Annotated in this window: 15 protein-coding genes; 5 read left to right on the top strand and 10 right to left on the bottom strand. The window is 71.3% G+C overall.

The genetic code is table 11. The annotated features are described in order from the left end of the window. Positions 1-78: 78 nt before the first annotated feature. From VFZ39_RS05925 to hrpA, 5 genes are all read right to left on the bottom strand, one after another. Positions 79-504, bottom strand: coding sequence for a type II toxin-antitoxin system PemK/MazF family toxin (locus tag VFZ39_RS05925; RefSeq protein WP_330864809.1), 426 nt, complete (start codon positions 502-504; stop codon positions 79-81). Positions 505-603: 99 nt separating this feature from the next. Continuing rightward, on the bottom strand, positions 604-1,881 hold the full coding sequence (locus tag VFZ39_RS05920; RefSeq protein WP_330864808.1) for a hypothetical protein: 1,278 nt from the start codon (positions 1,879-1,881) through the stop codon (positions 604-606). Further along, positions 1,878-2,414: a SigE family RNA polymerase sigma factor gene (locus tag VFZ39_RS05915; RefSeq protein WP_330864807.1), complete on the bottom strand. Its 537-nt coding sequence runs from the start codon at positions 2,412-2,414 to the stop codon at positions 1,878-1,880. The genes VFZ39_RS05920 and VFZ39_RS05915 overlap by 4 nt, the downstream gene beginning before the upstream one ends. A 198-nt stretch (positions 2,415-2,612) precedes the next feature. Next, on the bottom strand, positions 2,613-3,209 hold the full coding sequence (locus VFZ39_RS05910; protein WP_330864806.1) for a hypothetical protein: 597 nt from the start codon (positions 3,207-3,209) through the stop codon (positions 2,613-2,615). Positions 3,210-3,218: 9 nt separating this feature from the next. Then, positions 3,219-7,028: an ATP-dependent RNA helicase HrpA gene (hrpA, locus tag VFZ39_RS05905; protein ID WP_330864805.1), complete on the bottom strand. Its 3,810-nt coding sequence runs from the start codon at positions 7,026-7,028 to the stop codon at positions 3,219-3,221. Between hrpA and VFZ39_RS05900 the strand changes: the two genes are divergently transcribed. Further along, on the top strand, positions 7,027-7,866 hold the full coding sequence (locus VFZ39_RS05900; protein WP_330864804.1) for an SDR family NAD(P)-dependent oxidoreductase: 840 nt from the start codon (positions 7,027-7,029) through the stop codon (positions 7,864-7,866). The genes hrpA and VFZ39_RS05900 overlap by 2 nt on opposite strands. Here VFZ39_RS05900 and VFZ39_RS05895 read toward each other — a convergent pair. After that, on the bottom strand, positions 7,863-8,975 hold the full coding sequence (locus VFZ39_RS05895) for an FUSC family protein (protein ID WP_330864803.1): 1,113 nt from the start codon (positions 8,973-8,975) through the stop codon (positions 7,863-7,865). The genes VFZ39_RS05900 and VFZ39_RS05895 overlap by 4 nt on opposite strands. Positions 8,976-9,002: 27 nt before the next feature. Between VFZ39_RS05895 and VFZ39_RS05890 the strand changes: the two genes are divergently transcribed. After that, on the top strand, positions 9,003-9,533 hold the full coding sequence (locus VFZ39_RS05890) for a DUF402 domain-containing protein (RefSeq protein WP_330864802.1): 531 nt from the start codon (positions 9,003-9,005) through the stop codon (positions 9,531-9,533). Positions 9,534-9,537: 4 nt separating this feature from the next. After that, entirely contained in the window at positions 9,538-10,668 is a 1,131-nt protein-coding gene (locus tag VFZ39_RS05885; protein ID WP_330864801.1) for a glutamate--cysteine ligase, read from the top strand. A 154-nt stretch (positions 10,669-10,822) separates the two neighbouring features. On the opposite strand, the gene VFZ39_RS05880 is transcribed toward VFZ39_RS05885, so the two are convergent. Together VFZ39_RS05880 and VFZ39_RS05875 are read right to left on the bottom strand one after the other, a co-directional pair. Further along, the gene (locus tag VFZ39_RS05880; RefSeq protein WP_330864800.1) at positions 10,823-11,899 is read right to left on the bottom strand and encodes a DNA polymerase IV; all 1,077 of its coding nucleotides are present in this window, start codon (positions 11,897-11,899) and stop codon (positions 10,823-10,825) included. A gap of 30 nt (positions 11,900-11,929) precedes the next feature. Next, a complete protein-coding gene (locus VFZ39_RS05875) occupies positions 11,930-12,226 on the bottom strand; it encodes a hypothetical protein (protein WP_330864799.1) in 297 nt (98 codons plus the stop codon). A 324-nt stretch (positions 12,227-12,550) separates the two neighbouring features. Here VFZ39_RS05875 and VFZ39_RS05870 point away from each other — a divergent pair, with 324 nt between their 5' ends. Then, positions 12,551-13,957, top strand: a complete 1,407-nt coding sequence (locus VFZ39_RS05870; RefSeq protein ID WP_330864798.1) for a WS/DGAT/MGAT family O-acyltransferase — start codon at positions 12,551-12,553, stop codon at positions 13,955-13,957. Here VFZ39_RS05870 and VFZ39_RS05865 read toward each other — a convergent pair. Together VFZ39_RS05865 and VFZ39_RS05860 are read right to left on the bottom strand one after the other, a co-directional pair. Continuing rightward, positions 13,954-14,835: an oxidoreductase gene (locus VFZ39_RS05865; RefSeq protein WP_330864797.1), complete on the bottom strand. Its 882-nt coding sequence runs from the start codon at positions 14,833-14,835 to the stop codon at positions 13,954-13,956. The genes VFZ39_RS05870 and VFZ39_RS05865 overlap by 4 nt on opposite strands. A 10-nt stretch (positions 14,836-14,845) precedes the next feature. Then, entirely contained in the window at positions 14,846-16,006 is a 1,161-nt protein-coding gene (locus VFZ39_RS05860) for a site-specific DNA-methyltransferase (protein WP_330864796.1), read from the bottom strand. A gap of 61 nt (positions 16,007-16,067) precedes the next feature. Between VFZ39_RS05860 and VFZ39_RS05855 the strand changes: the two genes are divergently transcribed. Then, positions 16,068-16,524: hypothetical protein (locus tag VFZ39_RS05855; protein ID WP_330864795.1), on the top strand; the 457-nt coding region annotated here is incomplete at its 3' end.

The raw sequence follows: 16,524 nt of genomic DNA, 5'->3' as shown, positions 1-16,524 counted from the left end.
ATCCTTCCGCCCGTCGGTCCCCGACTCTGCCCGTTCGCCGGGCCAGCCTACCGACGGGTCACGACAGTGCCCGACGCGTCAGTCGAGCGGGTGATACTCGCGGGCGGCGGCGACGACCCGGTCGAACACGTCGCGGGGCAGCGCGGCACCTTCGCGGCGGATCCCGTCCGGCGGAAGCACCAGCAAGCGGTCGAGTCGGACCTCGCTCGGTCGGCCGGACGAGTCCCACTCGCCGCTGCCGACGTCCATCCAGTAGCGGCCGTACCGTGCCTCGTCCTCGGCGTCGAGGTCGTGGTCCTGGCTGCTGAGCATCAGGCCCAGCCACTGACCGTCGCGCTCACCTTCGAGCTGGGCGAGCAGCAGCACCGGCCGGTCCTTGCCCTGACTCGTGTCGTCCTCGTAGACGACCCAGGCCCACACGATCTCGCCGGGATCGGGCTGGCCGTCGGCCTCGGGCGCGTACTCGGGGGCGTACTCCGCGTCTGGCGTCGGGTCACCGCTCATGCCGCGGAGCCTAACTGGGTGCGTCCCTACTGACGCCGCCTCTGTCGACGCTGGCAGCGACGGGGAGCCATGAGAGACAACGCGGTTTCACGCTCGTTCTCAGTTCGGGAGGGTGAGGTGCGGCACGAGCCGGAACTGGGCGTCGTCGTCGGAGCCGGTCACCCCGGGATCGGGGCCAGGGGCGGCGAGGGTGCAGCGCTCACGAACGATGTCACAGACCAGGATGTCTCCGTATCCAGGCCATCCGTCGATGCCGAAGTTGCCCGAGCCGTGCGTTGCGCCTGCCATGACGGCGAACCGGTCGTCATCGAGCCACTGGAAAAGGACGTACGCGTTCTCGGCGGGCGTGTAGCCGGCTGGCAGCTGGAGGTTGAGCCGCCGGCCGGTGGCGTCGAACCCGCCGTAGCCGTAGACGACAGGGCCGTCGCCCTCGCCGTCGCCGTCGATGTCGGCGCCGGTGGTGCGGACGACGCGCTGGAGCTCCAGCGTCGAGCCCCGAGGGACGAAGTAGACGGCCTCGTCGTTGACGTCCTGGTTGACGACCTCGCCGGTCGAGTAGTTGTCGCCCTTCACGAACCCGCGCGGGTGGAACCGTAGGTCAGCTGAGAGGGTTCCTGCATCTGTCTCGGAAACCGTCTCCGTGGGCACGTCGAGCACCTTGAGCCGAGTCGTGGCCCGAGGCCCCGCGACGTGCAGCCACTCGTAGTACACCCGATCGCCCACGACGGCACTCAGGGAGCAGTGGTCCGGGACGCAGTCGGGTCTCGGGACCTCCGCGAGCACCTTTCGCTGGTGGGTGTCGTAGACGACGAGCGAGCGCTCCGGCCCTTCGGGCGTGAACCACGTAGCAAGCGAGCCCGCGGGGGAAGTCTTGACGCCCCACTCCGCCCAGCTCTGGCCTTCCAGGATCGTCGTTTCGCCGATCTTCTCCGTCGTCCGCCCGTCGGAGAAGTGGATGCCGCCGTCCGGGGCCACCATCACCACCCCGTCGTCGGTGAGGTCGAGGGCCGTGGCGTCGATGCCGGGGCGAATGGTGCGGTCGCCGTACTGGATGCTCTTCATGTACCAGTGGATGTCGAGGTCGGGGCCGACGGTGTAGTCGTCCGTGTAGGTCAGCGGCCGCACGCCGGTGGGTGCTGGCGTTTCGGTGATCGACGGGCTCGGGGTCTCCGCGGGCGGGCCGGACGTCGGGTCCGAGCTCGGGAGGGCCGCGACCGCGACGATGGCGGCGACGGCGAGGCTGGCCGACCCAGCGGCAAGCGCGGCTCGGCGCCGACGCAGCCGCGCGTCACCACGCGCGATGATGCCCTCGACGTCCAACGGCGGAGGAGGCGTCTGGTCGACGTGCTGTCTGAGGTCCCGAAGGGACGCGTTCATGGGGTCACCGCCTGCTCGTCGACAAAGGGAGGGGAGAACCGGACACCCATCTCCGCGCGAAGCTTGCCGAGGGCGAGCGACGTGTGGCGTTTGACACTGCCCACCGAGCACCCCATCAGCTCCGCGACCTGGGCCTGCGAGAGGTCCTCGCAGAAGCGCAGCACCACCGCCGCTCGCTGCTTGGGTGGGAGGTGTCGCACCGCCGCCCACAGCTCGCCCTGCTCGGGCAACAGGGTGGTCGGATCGACGACCCCGACGTCGGGTAGATCGTTCGCCGGCCGCTCACTGAACGACCGTCTGCGCCGCCAGGAGATGCACGTGGTGACGATGATCCTTCGCGTGTAGGCCTCCGCCTTCGTCACGTCCCGAATCCGTGGCCACGCCACATAGGCCTTGACCAACGACTCCTGCACCAGGTCCTGCGCCAGCTGATAGTCACCGATGACCAGGTAGGCGGTCCGGAACAAGCTCGCCGAGCGCGCGGAGGCGAACTCCGAGAAAGCCTCGTGGTCCGGCTGGCGCAGCACCACCATCGCGCTCCTCCTTCGCCTGCTCCCATTCTTGGGCCTCTGAGAGACAGACGCACTGACACGGCGCGGACGTTGAACGAGGCGGAGGTGCCGTCTTGGGTGTGCCGGACCGGGAGCGCCTCACGGCGCGTGGCCGCTCGTAGCGGCTTATGTTGGGACCCGGGGCTGCCGCGGCCCGGCACACCTGGGCGATTCTACAGCTCAGGCAAGTCCGTGGTGGAGCTCTTGGTGACCTGCCGCCTCGAGCTGCTCGGCGAGCCCGAGCATCCGGGTGACGTCGTGATGGTCGACCGACGCGATTCCGGCCCGGCCGGTCGCGACGACCCGCGCGAACGCCGCGGCTCGGAAGAGCACGTCGGCGAACTCGCCCTCCGCGATCCCGCGCAGCACCTGGTCGATCATCGCCTTGAGCTCCTCGGGCCCCGGCGGGTCGGCGACTCCCGCGACCACGAGGGCGACGGGCGCCCTGGTGCGGCCGGCCTCGAACTCGCGCGCGACACCCACCGGGTCGGCGTACACCCACGACCGCAGCAGGTAGAGCCGCCACAGGCAGCCGGCGAGCGTGTCGCCGGGCGAGCTGGACCACACCTCCGCGATGGTCTCGATGCCCTCGGTGTCGGCGAGGTGGAGCAGCCGCTCGGCCACCCCGTCGTCGTCGCTGTCGTGCGCGCCGCGGACCAGCAACGTCGCGGCCCGGTCGGCTGCCTCGACGAGCTCGGCGGGGTCGACGGAGGCAGAGCCCGCCTCGATGGCGCGGTCACCCGGAAGCATCGGCCGATGGTGGGGTCGCTGGGTCACCCGGTCAGGCTACGTCGCCGTCGACGCCGCGGCAGCAAGAGCGGCACGAACACGCTGATCACTCACCTTTTCCGTTCCGAGCTGCTGCGCCCACAACGACACCCGGTACTCCTCCAGCAGCCAGCGCGCCCGCCGCAGCCCCGCTGACGGCGGCCGGCCGGCCGGCAGCGCGTCGACCTGGTGGAGGTAGGCCTGCTGGAGGTCCACGATCCGGGCCAGCGGCTCGCGGTCGCGCGCCGGTTGCTCGTCGAGCCGACGGCGCCGCTGCTCCAGCGCTTCGAGGTACGTCGGGTAGCGGCGCAGCCGGTCGAGCCCGGCCTCGGCCACGAAGCCCGGGTGCACCAGACGGGCCAGCTGGTCGCGCATGTCGGTCAGCGACGGCAGGGTCGCGAGGTCGGCGCGCCCCGACAGGGTCCGGTCGACCCGGCGCCACCGGTCCAGCAGCTTCGTCACGTCGGCGAGCACCGCGCGCATGCGCGGCTCGAGATCGCCGCGCAGGTCGGCCTCGAGCGCGTCGTACGACGCCCGGTCCCGCACCGGCGTCCGCCGGTCGACCTCGTCGAGCACGACCGCCCGGCGGCAGTCCTCGACCAGGTCGGACACCGACGGATACGGCGAGCCGGCCAGACCGAGCTTGGTCGCGTTGTCGAGCCCGGTGAGCAGGTCGGGCCGCGGCAGCGCGAGCAGCAGCAGTCGAGCGACGGCCAGCCGGTGCCGGGCTTCCGCCTCCGCCTCGGAGCCGCAGACCACCAGCCCGACACTGGTGCTCTCGTCGTCCAGCGCCGGGTAGCCGAGCACCTCGTGACCGGCTCGCCGCCAGGTCTGCTCGGCGGGGATCGTCCCGAACGTCCAGCGGGTCTGGCCGGTCGTGGTGGTCTCGGCGGCGACCTCCGCGACCGCCGCGGCGAACTGAGGGCGCAGCGGCGCCTTCAACGCCTCCAGGTCCTTGCCGCGGGCCTGCTCGTGCCCCTCGTCGTCGACCACGCGGTACGTCGGACGCAGGTGCTCGGCGACCTTCGACCAGTCCCAGGCCTCCCGCGGCACGGCGACACCGCGGGTGCCGCGCAGGTACCGCTCCAGCGCGTCGAGCAGCGGCTCCTCCCCCGCCGGCACGGCCGCCAGGAACTCCCGCGCGGTGTTGGGCGCGGGGACGAAGTGGACGCGCAGCTGCTTGGGCAGGCTGCGGATCAGGCTGGACACCAGCTCCACGCGGAGACCCGGCACGTTCCACGAGAAGTCGTCGTCGGCGACCCGGTTGAGCGTGGCGACCGGCACGTCGATCGTCAGCCCGTCGTCTGCTGCGCCGGGCTCGAAGTGGTAGCTGATCGGGAACGTCAACCCCTCGGCCTCCCACTGCTGCGGGTAGTCGCTCTCCACGACCTGCTCGGCGGTGTCGTGCGTGAGCATGGCCGGGTCGAACGTGAGGAGGTCCGGACGTCGGCGCCGCTCGTCCTTCCACCAGCGGTCGAAGTGGGCGCCGCTCACGACCTCGGGCCCGACCCGCTCGTCGTAGAACTCGAACAGCGTGTGCTCGTCGACCACGAGGTCGCGGCGCCGGGCGCGGTGCTCGAGCTCCTCGGCCTCCTCCAGCAGCCGGCGGTTCTCGGCGAAGAACCGGGCTCGAGTGTGCCACTCGCCGTAGACCAGCGCGTGGCGGATGAACAGCTCCCGGGCGACGGCAGGGTCGATCCGGCCGTAGTTGACCAGCCGGTCGGCGACCAGCGGGACGCCGTACAGCGTCACCTTCTCGCGCGCCATCACCGCGGCCCGGCGCTTGGACCAGTGGGGCTCGGAGTACGAGCGCTTGACCAGCTCGCCACCGAGCCGTTCTGCCCACTCGGGCTTGATGGCGGCGTTCTGGCGGGCCCACAGCCGCCCGGTCTCCACCAGCTCACCGGCCATGAGGAACGGCGGGTTGCGACCCTTGAGGACGCTGCCGGGGAAGATCGCGAACCGCGCGCCCCGCGCGCCGAGGTACTCACGCGGCCCCCGCCCCTCGCCGCGGTCTCGCTCCTCGAGGAGACCGATGTGCGACAGCAGCCCCGAGAGCAGCGCCTGGTGGATGCCGTCCTCGTCGTACGCCGCCCCGCCTCCGGTGTCCACCGACCGGCCCAGGTCGACCTTCATCTCCCGGCACACGGTGCGCAGCTGGGACTCGAAGTCCTGCCACTCCCGGATCCGGAGATAGTTGAGGAACTCGCGCTTGCACATCCGGCGAAACGCGCTGGAGGACATCTCGCGTTGCTGCGCGCGGACGTACCGCCACAGGTTGAGCCAGGTGAGGAAGTCGCTGCTGTCGTGCTTGAAGCGGGCGTGCGCCCGGTCGGCCTGGGCCCGCTGCTCGACCGGTCGTTCCCGGGGATCCTGCAGGGAGAGCGCCGCAGCGATGACGAGCACGTCGCGGACGCAGCCGAGCCGCTCGGCCTCGAGGATCATCCGCCCCAGACGCGGGTCGATCGGAAGCCGGGCCAGCCGCTTCCCGATCCGCGTCAGCCGTCGGTCCTGCCCCGCACCGGCGGTCAGCGCGCCGAGCTCCTCGAGCAGCTGCACGCCTGCGGTGACGTTGCGACGGTCGGGGGGCTCGACGAACGGGAACCGCGCGATGTCGCCGAGTCCGAGCGCGGTCATCTGGAGGATGACGCTGGCGAGGTTGGTGCGCAGGATCTCGGGGTCGGTGAACTCCGGGCGGCGCTCGAAGTCCTCTTCCGAGTACAGCCGGATCGCGATGCCGGCCTCGACCCGCCCGCACCGACCGGACCGCTGGTTGGCCGACGCCTGGCTGATCGCCTCGATGGGGAGCCGCTGCACCTTGGTGCGGCTGGAGTAGCGCGAGATCCGGGCGAGTCCGGTGTCCACGACGTAGCGGATGCCCGGCACGGTCAGCGAGGTCTCGGCGACGTTGGTGGCGAGCACCACCCGCCGTACCGACATCGGGTGGCTGCTGAACACCCGGTGCTGCTCGGCGGCCGACAGCCGCGAGTAGAGCGGGACGATCTCGGTGCGGGACAGGTCGGAGAGGGCGTCCGCGGTGTCGCGGATCTCGCGCTCGCCCGGCAGGAACACGAGCACGTCCCCCGGGCCCTCGCCCGCGAGCTCCTTGACGGCGTCACGGATCGCCTCGGTCTGGTCCCGCTGGATCGGCTCACCCTCGTCGTCGTCCTCCGGGAGCTCCAGCAGCGGGCGGTACCGGATCTCGACGGGATAGGTGCGGCCGGACACCTCGACGACCGGTGCGTCGAAGTGCTCGGCGAACCGGTCGACGTCGATCGTCGCCGACGTGATGATCAGCTTGAGGTCCGGTCGCCTCGGGAGCAGTCGCTTGAGGTACCCGAGCAGGAAGTCGATGTTGAGGCTCCGCTCGTGTGCCTCGTCGATGATGATCGTGTCGTACCGGCGCAGCTGTCGGTCGCGTTGCAGCTCGGCGAGCAGGATGCCGTCGGTCATCAGCTTGACCCGGCCCGCCTTCGAGGTCTGCTGGGTGAACCGCACCTGGTAGCCCACGAGGTCGCCGAGCTCGGTGCCGAGCTCGGAGGCGATCCGTTCGGCAACCGACCGGGCGGCGATCCGGCGCGGCTGCGTGTGGCCGATCAGTCGGCCCTGCGCGCCCCGGCCCAGCTCGAGACAGATCTTCGGCAGCTGCGTCGTCTTCCCCGACCCGGTCTCGCCGGCGACGATCACGACCTGGTGGTCCCGGATCGCGGCCGCGAGGTCGTCCTTGCGCTGGCTGACCGGCAGCTCGGGCGGGTAGGTGATGTCCACAACGCCCGCGATTCTCCCGTACGGCGCAACCGGATCACCGCCCAGTACGGTCGAGCACATGAGGACCCTCCACGACCAGGTGGTCGTCATCACCGGGGCAGGCTCGGGCATCGGCCGCTCGCTCGCCCTCAACGCGGCCGCGCGCGGGTCACGCCTCGCGCTCTCCGACGTCGACGAGGCAGCGCTGGCCGTGACGGTCGACCAGGTGAAGAACACCGGTGCCACCGAGATCCACACCGCGCCACTCGACGTGGCCGACCGCTCGGCCTTCACGGCGTACGCCGGTGCGGTCGCCGAGCACTTCGGGCGGGTCAACGTGGTCGTCAACAACGCCGGGGTGTCGCTGACCGGCGATCTCGCGGACCTGTCCTACGACGACATGGAGTGGATCGTCGGCATCAACTTCTGGGGCGTCGTCCACGGCACCAAGGAGTTCCTGCCGCACCTGATCGCCTCCGGCGACGGCCACCTGGTCAACATCAGCTCGCTCTTCGGCCTGATCTCGATGCCGGGTCAGAGCTTCTACAACGCCACGAAGTACGCCGTGCGCGGCATGTCCGAGGCGCTGCGCGAGGAGCTGTTGATCGCCGGCCACCCGGTCGGGGTCACGGTGGTGCACCCCGGCGGGATCAAGACCGGCATCGCCCGCAACGGGCGGGTCGTGGGCCGCGTCGACCAGGAGGCGACCGCCGAGCTCTTCGACCAGAAGCTGGCCAAGATGACGCCGGACCGCGCCGCCGAGATCATCGTCCGGGCTGTGCTCAGGAACCAGGCCCGCTGCCTGGTCGGGCTCGACGCTCACGCGCTCCACCACCTCGCGAAGCTCACCGGGTCCCGCTACCAGGACCTCGTCGCGCGCGCTGCCGCCGGTCGCGTGCTCCCCGCCCGGCCGCGCTAGTCCTCGGGCGCCGCCGGCGGCGGCAACGCGTCCGTCGCCTCCAGCGGGTCCAGGCCCGTGAGCAGCAGCAGGTCCGCCACGACGCCCCGCAGCTGGGCCAGCACGACCTCGGCCGAGAGCACCGGTGACCGCTCCACGCGCCCGGTCGCCGCGCCTACCGCGAGCAGCGGGTCACGCGCCGCCTCGGCCATCCGGTTCGCGGCGAGCTCGTCGGCCGCGACGTCGGTGGCGTCGGCCAGCTCGCGCGCCAGCACGGCGTACGCATGAGGGACCGGGCGGCGGTGGTACGCCGCCACCGCGGTGTGCCGCACGAGGACCCGCGTCGAGCGCAGTGCCCGGTCCAGCGGGTCGACCAGCTCCGCCATCTGCCGCACTCCAGGCCGGTGCCGGACCCGGAACGGTGACGATGCCACCACGGCCAGCCCTTCGTCGGCAGCGAGCTGCAGCTCGCGGATCAGGTAGTCGGTGTCGCGCGCGTCGGCCAGCAGGTCGAGCGCCGGGTCCACCTCGCCGTCCACCATCACGTCGGCGGCCGCGCGCAGCAGGTCGGCGACCTTCCGGAGCACGGTCGCCGCGTTCTCGCGCGGGCGTCGCAAGGGGGCGGCCGGCACGAGGGTCGCTGCGATCAGCGCCACACCGCCACCGACCAGGGCGTCCGTCCAGCGGACCAGCCCCTGGTCGGGGTCCGGCAGCAGAGTGGCGACCACGATCGACTGGACGGCCGCCTGGGTCACGAACAGCTGGCCGCCGTCGAGCAGGAATGCCGCGGTCATCGCGAGCGCGACGATCAAGGTGAGCTGCCACCAACCGGTGCCGATGGCGGAGACCAGCAGGTCGGCCACGAGCACTCCGATCGCGACCCCGAGCGTCACCTCGGCGACCCGCCGCAGCCGCTGGCCGTACGACGTCCCGAGGCTGATCACCGCCGCGATCGGCGCGAAGAAGGGTGACTCGTGACCCAGCACCTCGGCCGCGATGAACCACGCCGCCCCCGCGGCGAGCGCGCACTGGCCGATCTGCCAGGACTTCGACCGCAGCCTTCGCACTCGGGCGGCGAGCGAGGTGCGCCCGCGTGACCACGCGCGGTCCAGGGGCTGGGCCACCTCCATGTCCGCGATCCTGTCAGAGTGGGCGCCGTGAGGTTCCCACCCGGCACGCCGGTGCGCTGTGAGATGACGAAGTGGCCGGATCGGCCGCACTGGGTCTTCGGTGGGAGCTACCTCGGTTCCGACGAGCACGGCGACTGGATCGGCTTCCCGAGGGGATCGCGGTTCACCCGCCCTGGCGCGGACGTGACCATGCCGAACGACCAGGTCGGGCTGGTGCCGTCCGATTCGCTGGACGAGCGCGGCTGGCTGGCGGCCTTCCACGGGCCGGGCAGCGACTTCCGGCTCTACGTCGACATGGCGACCCCGCCGGTCTGGGACGGCGTCGTCGTGCGCTCCGTCGACCTCGACCTCGACGTCGTCCAGGGCGTCTCCGGCCGGGTGTGGATCGACGACGAGGACGAGTTCGCCGACCACCGGGTGCGCTGGGCCTACCCCGACGAGGTGGTCGAGGGCGCGCTGCGGTCCTGTCGGGCGGTCGAGGGCGCCGTACAGCGGAGCGAGCCGCCCTTCGATGGTGAGACTCACCTTCCCTGGTTGGCCCGGCTCGGCACAGACTGACCTTGTGCGCATCGACTTCCGCGCCTCGCCCCGTCCGACGCTCGGCGTCGAGTGGGAGTTCGCGCTCGTGGACCGGGAGTCGCGAGATCTCTCCAACTGCGCCGCCGCGCTCTTCGACACCGCCAAGCCGCGGCTCGAGGACCCGGGACGGCTGCACCAGGAGCTGCTGCGCAACACCGTCGAGATCGTCACCGGGGTGTGCGACACCGTGGGCGAGGCGATGGCCGACCTGCAGTCCACCCTGGCGGTGGTCGTGCCGGCAGCGGAGGAGGTCGGCGTCGATCTCTTCGGAGCCGGCGCCCATCCCTTCGCGGAGTGGACGGCGCAGCACCTCACTCCCGGGCACCGCTACGAGGAGCTCATCAACCGCACCCAGTGGTGGGGCCGGCAGATGCTGATCTGGGGCGTGCACGTGCACGTCGGGATGCCGGTCGTCGAGCGGGTGATGCCGGTGCTGTCCTCGCTGCTCAACACGTTCCCGCACCTGCAGGCGCTGTCCGCGTCGTCACCGATGTGGGCCGGGACCGACACCGGCTACGCGTCGAACCGCGCCCTGATGTTCCAGCAGCTCCCGACCGCCGGCCTCCCCTTCCAGTTCGACACCTGGAAGGAGTTCGAGGGCTTCTGCGAGGACTCCGTGGTCACGGGCGTGATCGAGGACCTCGCCGACGTCCGCTGGGACATCCGCCCGTCGGCGCGCAACGGAACCATCGAGAACCGCGTGTGCGACGGCGTCTCCACCGTCGAGGAGCTCGCAGCCCTGGTCGCCCTGATGCACTGCCTGTGCGTCGACCTCGACGGCAGGCTCGCCGGCGGCGAGTCCCTCCCGAGCCTGCCGCCGTGGCACGTGCAGGAGAACAAGTGGCGCGCCGCCCGCTACGGGCTCGACGCCGAGATCATCACCGACGCCGCCTGCCGCGAACGGCTCGTGACCGACGATCTGGCCGACCTGCTCCTCAGGCTCGAGCCGATCGCCGACCGGCTGGGGTGCCCGGACGAGCTGCGGTCCGTCGCCGACATCCCCCGACGCGGCGCGTCCTACCAGCGACAGCGCGCGGTCGCCCGCGCCGCCGACGGCGACCTGACGGCGGTGGTCGCGTCCGTCGTGGAGGAGCTGTACGCGTCGCTGACCTGACGTGTGTGAAAACACCTCACAGCCAGGGCTCACCGATCCACCGCCGGACGCCTCGCGCCGGAGGCCGTCGAACCACGGTGGGTCGGGCGGGAACGGCGGCGTGGACATCTCAGGAGTCTCGGACGCCGCTCGGCGGCCGGCAACCCGATTCCGGTCAGTAGCCGCCCTCGGGCGGCACCATCTCCAGCCGGACACCGAGCAGCCGCACCGGCTTGTCCTGCTCGACCTTCTCCAGTAGCGCCACCGCGGTGTCACCGAGGACGGCGAGGTCGCGGCTCGGCTCCTGCAGCTTGCGGGACCGCGTGAGGGTGAAGAAGTTCCGGTAGCGCACCTTGAGGTGGACCCGCATCGCGGGCCGACCCTCCGCGTCAATGCTCTCGAGCGCACGAGCGGTCAGCACCCGCACCGCGTCGGGAACCTCCTCCCACTCCAAGTCGCGCTGGTAGGTCTCCTCGTGTCCGTGCGCTCGCGCCACCCACGGGGTCGCGTCGACCGCGCTGGTGTCGACGCCACGCCCGAGCCGGTGGAACCACGGCCCCATCGTCGGACCGAACTCCCCCGCCAGCACCGCGGTGTCGGACGCCGCCAGATCGCGCACGGTCTTGATGCCGTGGGCGTTGAGCCGGCCGGCGATCTTGGCGCCGACGCCCCACAGCGCCCGGACCGGCCGGTCGCCCATCTCGTCGAACCAGGTCTGGTCGGTGATCGTGTAGACCCCGCGAGGCTTGCCGAAGTCGGTCGCGATCTTGGCCTGCAGCTTGTTGTTGCCCACTCCAACCGAGCAGTGCAGCCGGGTTGCGGCCAGCACTGCCGCACGCACCCGTCCCGCGAACGCCACCGGATCACCGAGCTCGCCGTGGCCCGGGCCGGCCCCGACGAACGCCTCGTCCCAACCGAGCACCTCCACGACCACCGGCACGCCGCCCCACTCCAGGCCCCGCAGTGCGGTCATCACCTCGGCAGAGGCGGCTTCGTAGACCGGGAAGTCGACCGGCAGGAAGACCGCGTCAGGACACTTCTTGTACGCCGTCCGCAGCGGCATGCCGGACCGGATCCCGAACTCCCGCGCCTCGTACGACGCGGTGGACACCACCGCCCGCTCGGTGACGATCCCCCGACCGCCGACCACCACCGGCCGGCCGGCGAGCTCGGGCCGACGCAGCACCTCGACCGCCGCCAGGAACATGTCCAGGTCGACGTGAAGCACCCACCGCGGGTCACCCGGGGTCACCCCGAGATCGTGCCACGGGACACTGACCGGTCACTGCTGCTCGGCCCACGCGAGCGACCGCTGCAGGGCCGCGAGGTCGCGATACCAGACCCGCACCGACGTCCGGCACCGGACCCGAGCCCGCATCGTGTCGTACTCGCCGCACTCGGCCTGCGCCTCGGAGTCGGTCGGTGGAAATATCGACGACCCGTCGTAGTAGTAGATCCCGAACCCGTTCGCCGCGTCGCCCTCAACCCGGACGATCGTGTCCGGCTCGGTGTCCGACGCGGCGTCCGCGGCGGCCACCGCTCCCGTCAGGGCCACGATCACCGCGACAATCACTGCCACCCACACCCGCCTCGCTCGTGCCATCACATGTCTCCCTTCGTCGGCGCGCCGGGAGCTCCGACGCGCCAGCGACGCTAGGGAGCCGTCCGGACAGTCGCCGGGCCACGCGGCACCACCGGTGGAGAGCGCGTCACGCCGTGCGACTGTGGACGGGAGGCGGTCCGTCAGCGTGCCACGGGTCACCGCGCCAGAAAGTCCGCCGCCAAAAGCATCGGTTGGGGCTGAGAACGATGATTTGGGCGGCGGACTACCGACGTGCGGTGGGTGAGCTCGTCGCGCGGCCACGACACTAGGATCGATGCTGACAGGCCCCGAGGAGGCACCGTGGTCTCACCGATCGATCCGACGTCGACCGCGTTCCTGCTGGCCGAGAACCGCAACATGCCGATGCATGTCGGCGCGCTCGAGCTGTTCAAGAAGCCCGAGGGGGCGGGTCGCCACTACGTCCGGGAGATGTTCGAGTCGATGCGCGACGTCGACGAGGTCGCGCCGCTGTTCCTCAAGCGCCCCTACCGCTCGGCCCGCACCGCCGGTCAGCTGGTGTGGCGGCCCGACGAGCAGTTCGACATCGAGCACCACGTGCGGCACAGCGCCCTGCCCAAACCGGGCCGGGTCCGCGAGCTGCTCGAGCTGTGCTCGCGCCTCCACAGCACCCGGCTCGCGTGGGAGCGTCCGCTGTGGGAGGCGCACGTGATCGAGGGCCTGCGCGACGGCCGGGTGGCGATGTACATCAAGACCCACCACGCCCTGGTCGACGGCGTGAGCGCCATGCGGCTGCTCGCGAGCGTCCTGAGCACCGACCCCGACAAGCGCGAGATGCCCGCACCGTGGGCGAGGACGCCCGAGCGACCGAAGACCAGTCAGGAGCGGGACAAGGCCGAGCACGCCGCGGGCGACGTCCCGGTGCAGGCGCTGCGTACGGCGCTCGGCGTCAGCGCCGAGGCGGCCGGACTTCCCGGCGCACTGGTCAAGACACTCCGCAAGAGCCTGCGCAACGAGACCTCCCCGCTGTCGCTGTACGCACCGCGCACGATCCTGAACCAGACGATCACCGGGTCGCGCCGGTTCGCAGCGCAGGACTGGCCGATCGAGCGGCTGCGCGCGGTCGGCAAGGCCACCGGCACCACCATCAACGACGTCGTGATCACGATGTGCTCCGGCGCCCTGCGCACCTACCTGCTCGACCTGAAGGCGCTCCCTGAGCAGAGCATGGTCGCGATGGTGCCGGTCGGCCTCAAGGCCCAGCAGTCGCACCTGCCGTCGGCGGAGGGCGGCAACGCGGTCGGTTCGATCATGGTGCAGATGGGCACCCAGCTGGCGGACCCGGGTGACCGGCTGCAGGCGGTGCACCGTTCGATGCGCGACGGCAAGGAGGCTCTGGCGTCGATGACGCCGGTGCAGATCCTCGCGATGAGCGCGGTCGGCCAGGCGCCGGCGATCCTGACGCCGGTCCTGCGGATGCAGGGCCTCGTGCGGCCGCCGTACAACGTGATCATCAGCAATGTCCCCGGCCCGCGCACCACCCACTACTGGAACGGCGCCCAGCTGCTCGGCACCTACCCGCTGTCGATCCCGATCAACGGCATGGCGCTCAACATCACCTGCACGTCGTACGACGGGCTCATGTGCTTCGGTCTCACCGGCTGTCGGCGCACCGTCCCCCACCTGCAGGTGCTGCTGACCTACCTCGACGACGAGCTCAAGGCTCTCGAGAAGGTCGCCGGTGTCTAGGGCGTGCGACCAGGACGCCGCCGACCGGACCGACCGCGCACGCCGTACGCCCCCTTGACCACGTAGTCGAACACCGCGTCGGGCAGCAGCCGGCGGGCCAGCACGAGCGTCCGGGCGCCTCGGCCGACGGGGTAGCGCGCGCGGGGAGTGTTCGCCTGGATCGCCGCCACGATCCGCTTGGCGACGACGTCGGGACCGCTCCCCACGAAGCGCCGGTCGGCCCGCGCCATGACGTGGTGGACGCGGTGCGCCTGCTCGTCGTACGGGCCGTCGCGGCTGACGTCGAGCAGGCCCGCACGAGCGATCTCGTTCCACTCGGTTCGGATCAGGCCGGGCTCGATGATGACCACGTCGATCCCGTGCGGCTCGAGCTCGATCCGCAGGCTGTCGCTGAAGCCCTCCACAGCGAACTTCGTGGCGTGGTACCACGCACCCAGCGGCTCGTAGAACTTCCCGCCCACGCTGGAGATGTTCACGATCCGCGGCCGCTGGGCCAGTGGCTCGCGGGCGATCTCCCGCATGTGCGGCAGGACCAGCTGGGTGAGCCGGGCGAGTCCGAAGACGTTCACCTCGAACTGCTGCCGCGCCTCCTCGATCGGCACCTCCTCGACCGCACCGTAGGAGCCGTAGCCGGCGTTGTTGACCAGGACGTCGATCCGGCCCTGCTCGTGGATGATCCGCGCCACGCCCCCGGTCATCGACGCGTCGACGGTGACGTCCATCGCGAAGACGTGGATCCCGGCGTCCGCCAGCGTCTGCATCCGCTCCACCCGGCGGGCCACGGCGTAGACGACGAACCCTGCCTCCTGGAGCCGCAGCGCCGTCTGCTCGCCGATGCCGCTGGACGCGCCGGTCACCAGGGCCACCCGGGTGCTCATGCCACCATCCTTACAGCCGCGGTGCTGGCCGGTCCTCGAACCCGCCGCCGATCTTCTCGGCGACGGCGCGCAGCCTGGCCCGCGTGATGTCGGCGACGGTGCGCAGCCCCGCGTTGCGGGCGTTGGACCCGGGGCGGGTCGGTTCCGCTGAGTTCACGGAGACGCAGGTACGCCGGCCCCCGTCGGCCGCGTTGGCCAGCGCCACCGCGTGCCCGGTGGTGCCGCTGCCGGCGAAGAAGTCCAGCACCGTGATGTCGGCGGGCATCGTCTGCAGGATCCGCCGGACCAGTCCGGTGGGCTTCGGGGACTCGAAGACGTGGCCGACGATCTCCTTGAGCTCCGCGACCGCGGTGTCGGTCGAGCCGACCTCCGACGCCAACCAGACCGTGCGCAGCTTCTTGCGTCGCGCGCCGGAGGCGTCTCGGTGGAGCCAGTCCTTCTGGAACACGTCGACCCGCTCACCGAGCTTGCCGGACACGGTCCTGCACACGAGGTCGTCAGGTCGTTCGTCGATCCGCGGCCGCGACCAGCGCCAGACGGCCGGGGCGCCGTCGCCGAACACCGGCACCACCTCGACGGACCCCGCGAACGGAGTGGTCGCGACCCGGCCGCTCCCCGGGTCGCCGTGGATCGGGAAGTGCAACGTGGGTGCGGTCACCGGGTTGAACTTCTTGTTCGTGTTGCGCAGCGGCAGGTGCCGGTACCGGCGGCCGTCGCCGTCGGAGAGTGGGAAGTCGCGCGGGTCGACCGACTCCGAGGTGGAGGCGTCCAGGACACACCGGCCGGCGTCGCGGGCGTAGACGAGCAGGTACTCGTGGCTGGTCGCGAAGCCCGCGCCGAGCTGGCGTCCCTTGGGGTTGAGGTTGACGACCACCTGGGCGAGGAAGTTCTGCTCGCCGAACACCTCGTCGAGCAGCAGCCGCAGGTGCGCCACCTCGTTGTCGTCGATGCTGACGAAGATCGCGCCGGTCGCGCGCAGCACCTCGCGCGCCGCCACCATCCGAGGCCGCATCATCGCCAACCACGCCTCGTGCTCGCCGTACCGGTCGCGGTAGGCGAACTCGTTCCCGGTGTTGTACGGCGGGTCGATGTAGATCAGGTCGACCGGGTCGAGCCCGGGCAGCACCGCCAGGTTGTCGCCTTCGATGAAGACGTTCCACGCCGCTGCCACGGTCGGAAGACTAATGCGCGCCTCCGCCGATAGCGGGTACCTCCGACCTACGGTGGAACCCATGCGTCTCCGGGTCGGACTGCTGCTCGTCGTGCTGCTCGCGGCGGCACTGGTGCTCACCGTCCTGCCAGATGGAACGCCGGACCGCTCCGACGACCGCGGGCGGCTGGCCGGTCGCGGCGAGCCGCCGGACACCGAGAAGCAGCCCCGCCAGACCTCCGACGGCCTCCCCGGGGAGGTCGCGGCCGTCGTCCCGACGTACCTGCGTGGCAAGCCGAGGGTCCGCAACGTCCGCCAATGGCGGATCGCCCCGGGCGTCCGTTTCCAGCGGTGGGACCGGATCGACGCCCGCGGCCAGATCCGCGCGTACCTGCTCAGGGTCGACCCGAGCGTCAAGGGCGTGCGCATCGACTATGCGTCGGGGGCGACGGTGCCCGCGCGTGCGCCGCTCACCCGGCTGCTGAAGCAGGACCGCGCCGTGGCCGGCGTCAACGGGGGGTTCTTCGACATCTACGACA

Origin of the sequence: Nocardioides sp. (assembly GCF_036374615.1) — a bacterium.
In the GTDB taxonomy this organism is placed as follows: Bacteria; Actinomycetota; Actinomycetes; order Propionibacteriales; family Nocardioidaceae; genus Nocardioides.
This window is presented reverse-complemented; position numbering and strand designations above follow the sequence as displayed.